Annotated in this window: 6 protein-coding genes and 1 riboswitch; all 6 genes read left to right on the top strand. The window is 35.1% G+C overall.

Features of this window, described 5'->3' with window-relative positions:
* Positions 1–278: 278 nt before the first annotated feature.
* The 6 genes from ABS911_RS13210 (at position 279) to ABS911_RS13185 (ending at position 7,680) form a co-directional block, all read left to right on the top strand.
* Positions 279–965, top strand: coding sequence for a YrrS family protein (locus tag ABS911_RS13210; protein ID WP_350467945.1), 687 nt, complete (start codon positions 279–281; stop codon positions 963–965).
* 115 nt (positions 966–1,080) lie between these two features.
* Positions 1,081–2,331 (top strand): GTPase, encoded by a 1,251-nt coding sequence (locus tag ABS911_RS13205; RefSeq protein WP_350467944.1) that lies wholly within the window; start codon positions 1,081–1,083, stop codon positions 2,329–2,331.
* An 81-nt stretch (positions 2,332–2,412) separates the two neighbouring features.
* Positions 2,413–2,555: riboswitch (Lysine riboswitch) on the bottom strand.
* A 305-nt stretch (positions 2,556–2,860) separates the two neighbouring features.
* Positions 2,861–3,550 carry a SatD family protein gene (locus ABS911_RS13200; RefSeq protein ID WP_350467943.1) on the top strand — a complete coding sequence of 230 codons (690 nt, stop codon included), beginning with the start codon at positions 2,861–2,863 and terminating at the stop codon, positions 3,548–3,550.
* On the top strand, positions 3,551–4,297 hold the full coding sequence (locus ABS911_RS13195) for a DUF3307 domain-containing protein (protein WP_350467942.1): 747 nt from the start codon (positions 3,551–3,553) through the stop codon (positions 4,295–4,297).
* A 168-nt stretch (positions 4,298–4,465) separates the two neighbouring features.
* Positions 4,466–7,360, top strand: coding sequence for an insulinase family protein (locus ABS911_RS13190; protein WP_350467941.1), 2,895 nt, complete (start codon positions 4,466–4,468; stop codon positions 7,358–7,360).
* A gap of 20 nt (positions 7,361–7,380) precedes the next feature.
* Positions 7,381–7,680: a GNAT family N-acetyltransferase gene (locus ABS911_RS13185; protein ID WP_350467940.1), complete on the top strand. Its 300-nt coding sequence runs from the start codon at positions 7,381–7,383 to the stop codon at positions 7,678–7,680.
* Positions 7,681–7,986: the final 306 nt, after the last annotated feature.

Below are 7,986 nucleotides of genomic sequence, written 5' to 3'. Positions count from 1 at the left end.
ATTATGTTCTATAGTAGCTGCCGTCTTTAACGGTTCTATTCTAAAGAGGGGTATGTTGACGCATATCTCTCTTTTCATGTATAGTTTAGCATGGTTCGTTGGCTTTTTCAAATGAAATCACTATTTTAACCTTATTACAAATAAATAAAAAAAATTAAAAACGAAACAGAATGGTAATGCTAGCTTAACGTATTTAATCCATTTCAATGGTATACTGAGTAAGTAGTTTTCAAAAAATGAAAACAAAGTAAATCATTTCAAAGATTGGAGAATTAAATATGAAGGATCCTAAAGGCAATAAAAAAAATACACGCTCAAATAAATATGATAAAGAAAGAAAAACGGTAAAAATATTAACTTTTGCAGTCGTGATCGCTGCACTGGTTGTTGTCGTACTAATCATCATGTCACTTTTTAGTGGGGGAGATGAGCCACAAGAAAGTACAATTGAAAGTTCTAGCATGATTATAAAAGATAGCTCCGAATCAACTCAAAGTGACTCTCAAAGTTCTGAGAGCAGTTCTGAATCAGAATCATCTGAAAGTGAATCAAGCGAATCAGAAGAAAGTGAAGAATCTGAATCAGAGTCGGTTGAAACAAATGAAACAGAGCCTTCAGACGATAATGTATCAGAAGCTTACACAGGTGACTGGGAACCGGTAGCAACAGAACAACAAGGTGAACATACTACAGATTTTAGTAATGGTTCTCAAGATCGTGCTGAAATCAAAAAAGCCGCTGCAGTTGCAACAGGTTTAAGTGAATCAGATATGATCGAATGGTGGGTTGAAAATGGTGGGGCAGAGCAGGTAGTAGCAACTGTTTCTGATAGTAGCCAAACAAAAACTTACCGCGTTTACTTGGGTTGGGTAGATAATCAAGGATGGCAACCAACGAAAGTAGAACAACTAAAAGAAAATGATAAACAACAAAAAAACCTAACTGCAAAGCTATTTTGCAGTTAGGTTTTTTTGTAGGTAATAAATGATAGATACGTATCTATTTCTTCAGAATAGAGATAATGGTAAGATAAACTATACAGATCTATAAGGTAGTTTTTTTAATAGACGGAGGGGTAATATGAAAAATTTAGATAAAAATTTTAACATGGTACAAGATATTTTAAATAAAACTGAAGAAGAATTAAAAAAAATGACCCCTGTTAATGTGATGGTCGTTGGGAAGACTGGGGTAGGGAAGAGTACTTTAATTAATAACGTTTTTAGAGAAAATCTTGCTTTGACCGGAATCGGAAGACCGATTACAAAGCATTTAAGACGTATTTCTAAAGAGGGAGTACCTTTAGTTTTATATGATACTAGGGGATTGGAATTAAGTCTCGAAGTTCAAAATGAAATTAAAAATGAAATTTTTGAGACGATTAATGAAAATAAAAAATTAGGTATAAAAGAAGAAATACATTTAGCTTACTACTGTATTAATGCAAATTCATCGCGTATAGAACCCACAGAGCTTGAATTGATTAGCGAATTGAGTGAAAAAATTCCAGTAGTTATTATTTTAACTCAATCAATCGGAGAACCAGCAAAGCTATTTAAAGAGTATATTGAAGCACTTAATCTGCCAATCTATGGCGTAATATCTATCATGGCTGAAGAGTTTAAAGTAACTGAAGAGTTTTCAGTTCCAGCATTTGGATTAAAAGAATTGATTGAAATGAGTCTCGAAATTATACCTGAAGAGGCAAAAAAAGCTTTTAATAACGCCCAACAAGTAGATATAGCACGAAAAGCTAATGCTGCTCGTACTTGGGCGTTGAGATACATTGCAACATCTTTCGGTGTTGGATTTTTGCCAATACCATTTTCTGACGCATCCGTCCTTGTTCCTATGCAAGTAACCTTATTGGCTCATATCACAGCTATTTTTGGTATTTCAATGGATAAATCTACCATTGCCAGTCTTGTCGCAGCAATAGGAGGGACAGGGGGAGCAACTTTTGCAGGAAGGTACATCGTTTCAAATGTAATAAAAATGATACCTGGAGCCGGTACAGTTGTTGGCGGAGTCATTAGCGGTTCAACAGCAGCAATCATCACAACAGCGCTTTCTATGAGCTATATTGAGGTGTTGGCTATCATAGCTGCAGGAGAAAAAGACGGAAAATACCCCGATTTAAAAAATATTGAAGTTTTAATGAAAGGAAAATTCCAAGCACGTCTTAAAAAAGGTTCTAAAATCAATAAAAATCTTGATTTAACAACTGATTTACCAAAAGAAAACTTAGAATTAGACGATTCAAAAAAAGAGCATTTTTTAAGTAAATTTAAAAGGTTAACCAAGCGAAAAAAAACTAAAAATGATTCATAAATACATTTTGTCCTAAATTAAAAAAATAGCAAAAATACTTTAAAACCAAAATAATTATTTTGGTTTTTTGATTAATTATAATAATTCAGCAGTACATTGAACTGTATTTAAAATTTTCCAAAGTATTATTACGCTTATTTAACGTAACCCCAGTACAATAGTACTTCGGCAGTAATTCCTTTCAGAAAATCTTACTCTTAATCAACGCAACCTCTACATCATATTGAATAATATTCAGTTCATCAACGATATAAACTTTACAGTATTTACGAAAAAAAGTAATGTATTAGAGCCTTTTTTAAGAAAGTAACCACTTTTCTCAGTTATTAATAGGAAGAGGGAAGGGATATGAATTTTTTACAGTTCTACGTAGTTAACATAATTAAATTATGGTTAACTAAATAGAACGATTTACCGCTAATTAATAAAATAATAAAGCTCCCTCTAAAGATTCAGTCTTAGATGAATTTTATATAAAGATTCACTTTAAAGTGAATCTTATGGTATAATCAAAGAAAGAGGTGATCAAATGACCAGACAAACTGTAGGGACTCCATATGCAGCCATTATAGGGGATATTAAAGACTCTCGTAAAATTGCGGATCGAAAAGAAGTGCAAGAACAATTTCATTCTATTTTGCAAATAATAAATGAGAAATATGCAGAGGACATTGCTTCTAATTTCATTATTACTTTAGGAGACAGCTTCCAAGGATTGCTAAAAAATAAACAAGTGATTTTAAGCATTATTTTTGAAATCGAATTGGCCATGGCTCCCGTTGAATTACGATTTGGCATTGGCTTAGGCAATATCAGTACAACGATCCAACGAGATAATTCTATGGAGATGGATGGCACAGCCTACCACCGCGCAAGGAAAATGATTGAAACCATTGAAGGAAATGAAAATAAATATACCACAAGCGAGACCAATATGATGATTTGTTCCGGAGAAGGCTACCAACAAACAGATCAGCTATTGAATACTATTCTGTCACTGGCCACAGCGTTGAAATCAAAGTGGTCTGCTAGACAAAAAGAAGTTATGTATGCTTATTTCACGCATGGAGAAAATCAATATAAGACAGCTGAAGAATTAGGGATTGGCCAATCTAGCGTTAACAAAGCTCTGAATACAGCGAAATATTATACCTATAAAACAGCTTTGATAGATGCTAGCCACTTTTTAAGTCAGAGTATTGAGGGGGAGGATGAGTAGGTGAATCAAGTCGTATGGATAGTATTATTTATCGGACATATCTTGGGAGACTTTTATTTTCAATCGTCTGCGTTAGCTAGAGAAAAGGAAGTATCTGGTAAGAAATTAGTGCTCCATTGTTTTATCTATTTGATCACTATGGTAGGGGTGATTATTCCTATTTTTAGTTGGCCTTTATTAAAAGTGGTCATAGGGATTTCAGTGATGCATTTCATGATTGATTGTCTAAAATTTTTGATTACGAATCGCTTTTTCATTCATAATAATAAAGATACGGCTATCTTTCTAGTAGACCAAGGGTTACACATCCTTGTATTACTTGCGGCAGTTGCCTATATCACAGTATCTTCTATAGAGATTGAATATATGCCAAGATTAGAAACCTTGTCGAGCAGTTTAGGTTTGGATATGAAAAATATTTTGTCATGGATACTGATTCTATTGGTGATGATCCGGCCATGCAGTGTAACTATAAAAAAAGTATTGAATCACTATCGCCCAACCAATGAAAATCAAGTAGATGAGGGGATTCCAAGTGCGGGGGCGTTGATTGGTGTTTTTGAACGTTTCTTTATTTTGCTGATGCTGTATGCTAATCAATTTACTGCTATTGGATTTATTCTGACAGCGAAGTCCATTGCTCGGTACAATAAAATTTCAGAAAATCCTCAGTTTGCAGAATACTATTTACTGGGAACCTTATTGAGCACTTTGTTAATTATCGTCAGTTACTTCTTTATTTTCTGATGATGCAGCTGTAAAGGAATCAATTGTTGAGATTCGCTTGTTGTTGAATCATTGGACTTTGGAATAGGTATTTAAATAATCAAGGTAGCTTTTGTTCCTTTATGTATTATAAACTATAAGGACAAGGTGTAGAATAAAGTCATTATGCATAAGGAAAAGGAGAATTCTATGACATTTAAGCAAATTGAGACACAAGAGTTACCGGATATTCAATCCGTGGGAACCATTTATGAACACGTTGGGACAGGAGCAAAGATTCTTTATCTAGCAAATGACGATTCCAATAAGGCGTTTACGATTGGTTTTAAGACACCTCCGTATAACGATAACGGAATTGCTCATATCATAGAGCATTCAGTTTTAAACGGATCTGAAAAATACCCTTCAAAAGAACCATTTGTTGAATTAGTCAAAGGGTCATTGAATACGTTCGTCAATGCAATGACTTTTTCAGATAAGACAATTTATCCAGTTGCTTCTACTAATAAAAAAGACTTTATGCATTTAATGAGTGTTTATTTAGATGCTGTGTTTAAGCCGAACTTTTACGATAATGCACAAATATTAGCGCAAGAAGGTTGGCATCATCATTTAGAGTCAGCAGAAGATGACCTGATTTATAAAGGCGTTGTTTACAATGAAATGAAAGGGGCGACAGCCTCTCCTGAAAGACAAGTGCAACAGCATTTGACTCGTCAGTTGTACCCCAATAGTATTTACAGTCACGAATCAGGTGGAAACCCAAAAGCCATCCCTAGTTTAACGCAAGAAGAATTTGTTGCTTTCCATCAAACTTATTACCACCCAAGTAATTCTCTGACTGTCTTATATGGAGACATTGATGAAAAAGAAACTTTTGCTGCATTAGAGGACTATTTCAGTGGCACAGGAAAACAGAGTGAAAAAGTCGACTTATCTTTTGAACCGGCTGTTCCTGATGAGGATGTATTTGAAGATACTTACTCAATAACTGCAGGGGATAACCCTGAAGGAAAAGATTATTTGACTTTAGGGTGGCATGTGTCTGAACCGAATGATGTACTGGATATGTATGGACTAGAGGTTTTGGAAGAGATTTTATTTGGCAATAATCAATCACCGCTTAAAAAAGCTTTATTGGATGCGGATATAGGTGGGGACATAATAGGTGGCGTTGCTGATTTTGGCTATCCAACGGGATTTATGATCACTGCTAAATATTCTGATGCCTCTAAGATGACTCGATTCAAAGAAGTTGTTCAAGAGACTTTAAAACAGTTAATGACTGAAGGGATCGATGAAGGGCTGATTGATGCAGCGTTGAATAAAATTACTTTTCAAACGAAAGAAGCGGCTATTTCGGAAGACAACCCACGTGGAGTCATTTATGCCATTAATGCTTATCAATCTTGGTTGTATGACAAGAGTCCTTATGTGAATTTGCAATTTTCGGGCTATTTGAAAGAACTAGGAGAATTGGCAGGTAGGGGGTATTTTGAGCAACTGATCAAAGAAAAACTATTAAACAATCCTTTGCGTACTGCAGTGATTTTAAAAGCTGAACCGGGTAAAAGCGACCAATTTGAAGCAAAATCTCATCAGCAATTGCAAGAATATAAAGCTAATCTATCAAAAGAAGAAATCGACAAAATGATAGCTCAAACACAAGAGTTGATTAAGCGTCAAGAAGCGCCGGATAAACCGGAAGATCTAGCGAAGATTCCAACCCTGAAAAAAGAAGATTTGAGTACACAGGTAGAAGAGTATCCACTAACAGAAATTACTTTTAATGAAGGAACTCGTTTTTATCAGGCTGAACAATTCACTTCCGGCATTGACTACCTTAGTTTGTACATTGATTTGAAAGATGTTGCAGCTGAAGAATATCAGTGGTTGAGTTTATTGAGTCATCTGCTTGGTAAGCTAGCCACTGAGAAATATGATGTCGCAACTTTGCAGCGTCAAAAAGATCTGTACACAGGCGGCATTTACGGAAAACTAGACATTTATGAAGATAAAGCAGGACAGTTGCAGCCTTATTTTATTTTACGCGGAAAATCTTTGGAATCTTCTTTTGAGGAGTTGGTCTCATTGATGCAAGAAATCATGTGCCACACGCAATTTGAAAATAAAGATGAGATTTTGAAAATCACTCAACAGCTGATTTCTAATTTCGAACGACGCATTAATTCCAGTTCCCATGTTCTAGCTGCAAATCGGGCATTGAGTCAAGTGAAATCTTCGGCCAAATTAAATGAACTGATCAGCGGAATGGATCAATTCCATTTTTTGAAAGACATTCGTGCTGATTTGCAATCCGATAAGTCAAAAGAGGTAACAGAGCATATCATGCAGACATTAAACGGTTTGCTGAATAAAAATCGCTTGAACATTTTATACGTCGGTGAGAAAGATCGAGGAGTACTGGTCAAAGAAAAATTACAAGCAGCATTTTCTGAGTTGCCTAGTGCTGAATTAGGTGAACCAGCCGTCATTAAGCCGGGTGCAAAGCAACATGAAGCTTATGTCACTGCTCAAGACGTGAACTATGTAGCTGTTGCCTCAAATGCCAACGACAAATTTGACTACACTGGTTCAGCGAAAGTATTGGCAACAGCTATTCGTTACAGTTACTTGTGGAATGAGATCCGTGTCAAAGGTGGTGCTTATGGTTCGCTGTATAACCATCAACGAACTGGTCAGTTTGCCTTGAGTTCTTACCGTGACCCCAATATTCGTAAAACGTTAGAAACTTATAAAGGTTTGCCTAACTATGTAGCACAAATGGAGTTGTCTGACAGCGAATTATTAAAATACATTATTGGCACGATCAGTCCCATGGAACAGCCAAAATCAGCTTTCAGCAAAGGTTTAACCGCATTCAATCGTCTAAAAACAGGCGTGACTCGTGAAGAGTTGGTTCATTTGAAGGAAGAGATTCTAGCGGTTGATTCAAATGCCTTACAGATGCTTAATAAGGGCCTAGACAGCGTATTGGAAGAGAGTACGGTTGTCGTAATAGGGAATAAGGGCCAAATCGAAACTGAAAAGGACTTGTTTGATAAGGTATACGAACTGTATTAATAAAAGAGAGGATAAGTGTATTGGATAATAAATTTAAAAAAGAAGGAACAGCTTTTGTTTTACACAATGAAGAAGGCGATAAAATTGCTGAAATCCACTACAAAGAAACAGATGAAGACTATATCGTTGTCGACCATACATTAGTAGATGAAAGTTTAAGAGGTCATGGAATCGCCGAACAGTTATTGGACAAATTAGTTACTGAAATGGAAAAGGAAAATAAAATGATTTACGCTACTTGTTCATTTGTTGTTTGGAAGTTTCAAGAGAACCCAGATAAATACGATCATATTAATTACGAGAAACAAAAACAAGCATAAAATTTAGATAAAAGTAGGGGGGAGAGAGGAGAGAAGGTTATTTCTCCTCTCTTTTTACGTCGAATAATAGGAGAGAGCATCACTAATTAAGATGTCTCGATTCTTATAAGGAGTAAAAAAAGAAGCAGAGAAGTTATATTCCTGATAGATAAGTAAAAAGCTTACCTTACTTTTTTAACAATATATTTTTAAAATTAAATCTATATATTTTGTAAGTAACTATGTAAAATGAGAGTGTAAAATATTTTGTGTAAATGAATAAAAAACATACAAAAAAGGAAGTCCCTTCTGTAGAATAAAGTTAAC

The organism is Carnobacterium sp. (assembly GCF_040274425.1).
The sequence above is the reverse complement of the archived record's forward strand: the minus strand, read 5'-3'. Positions and strand labels throughout refer to the sequence as shown.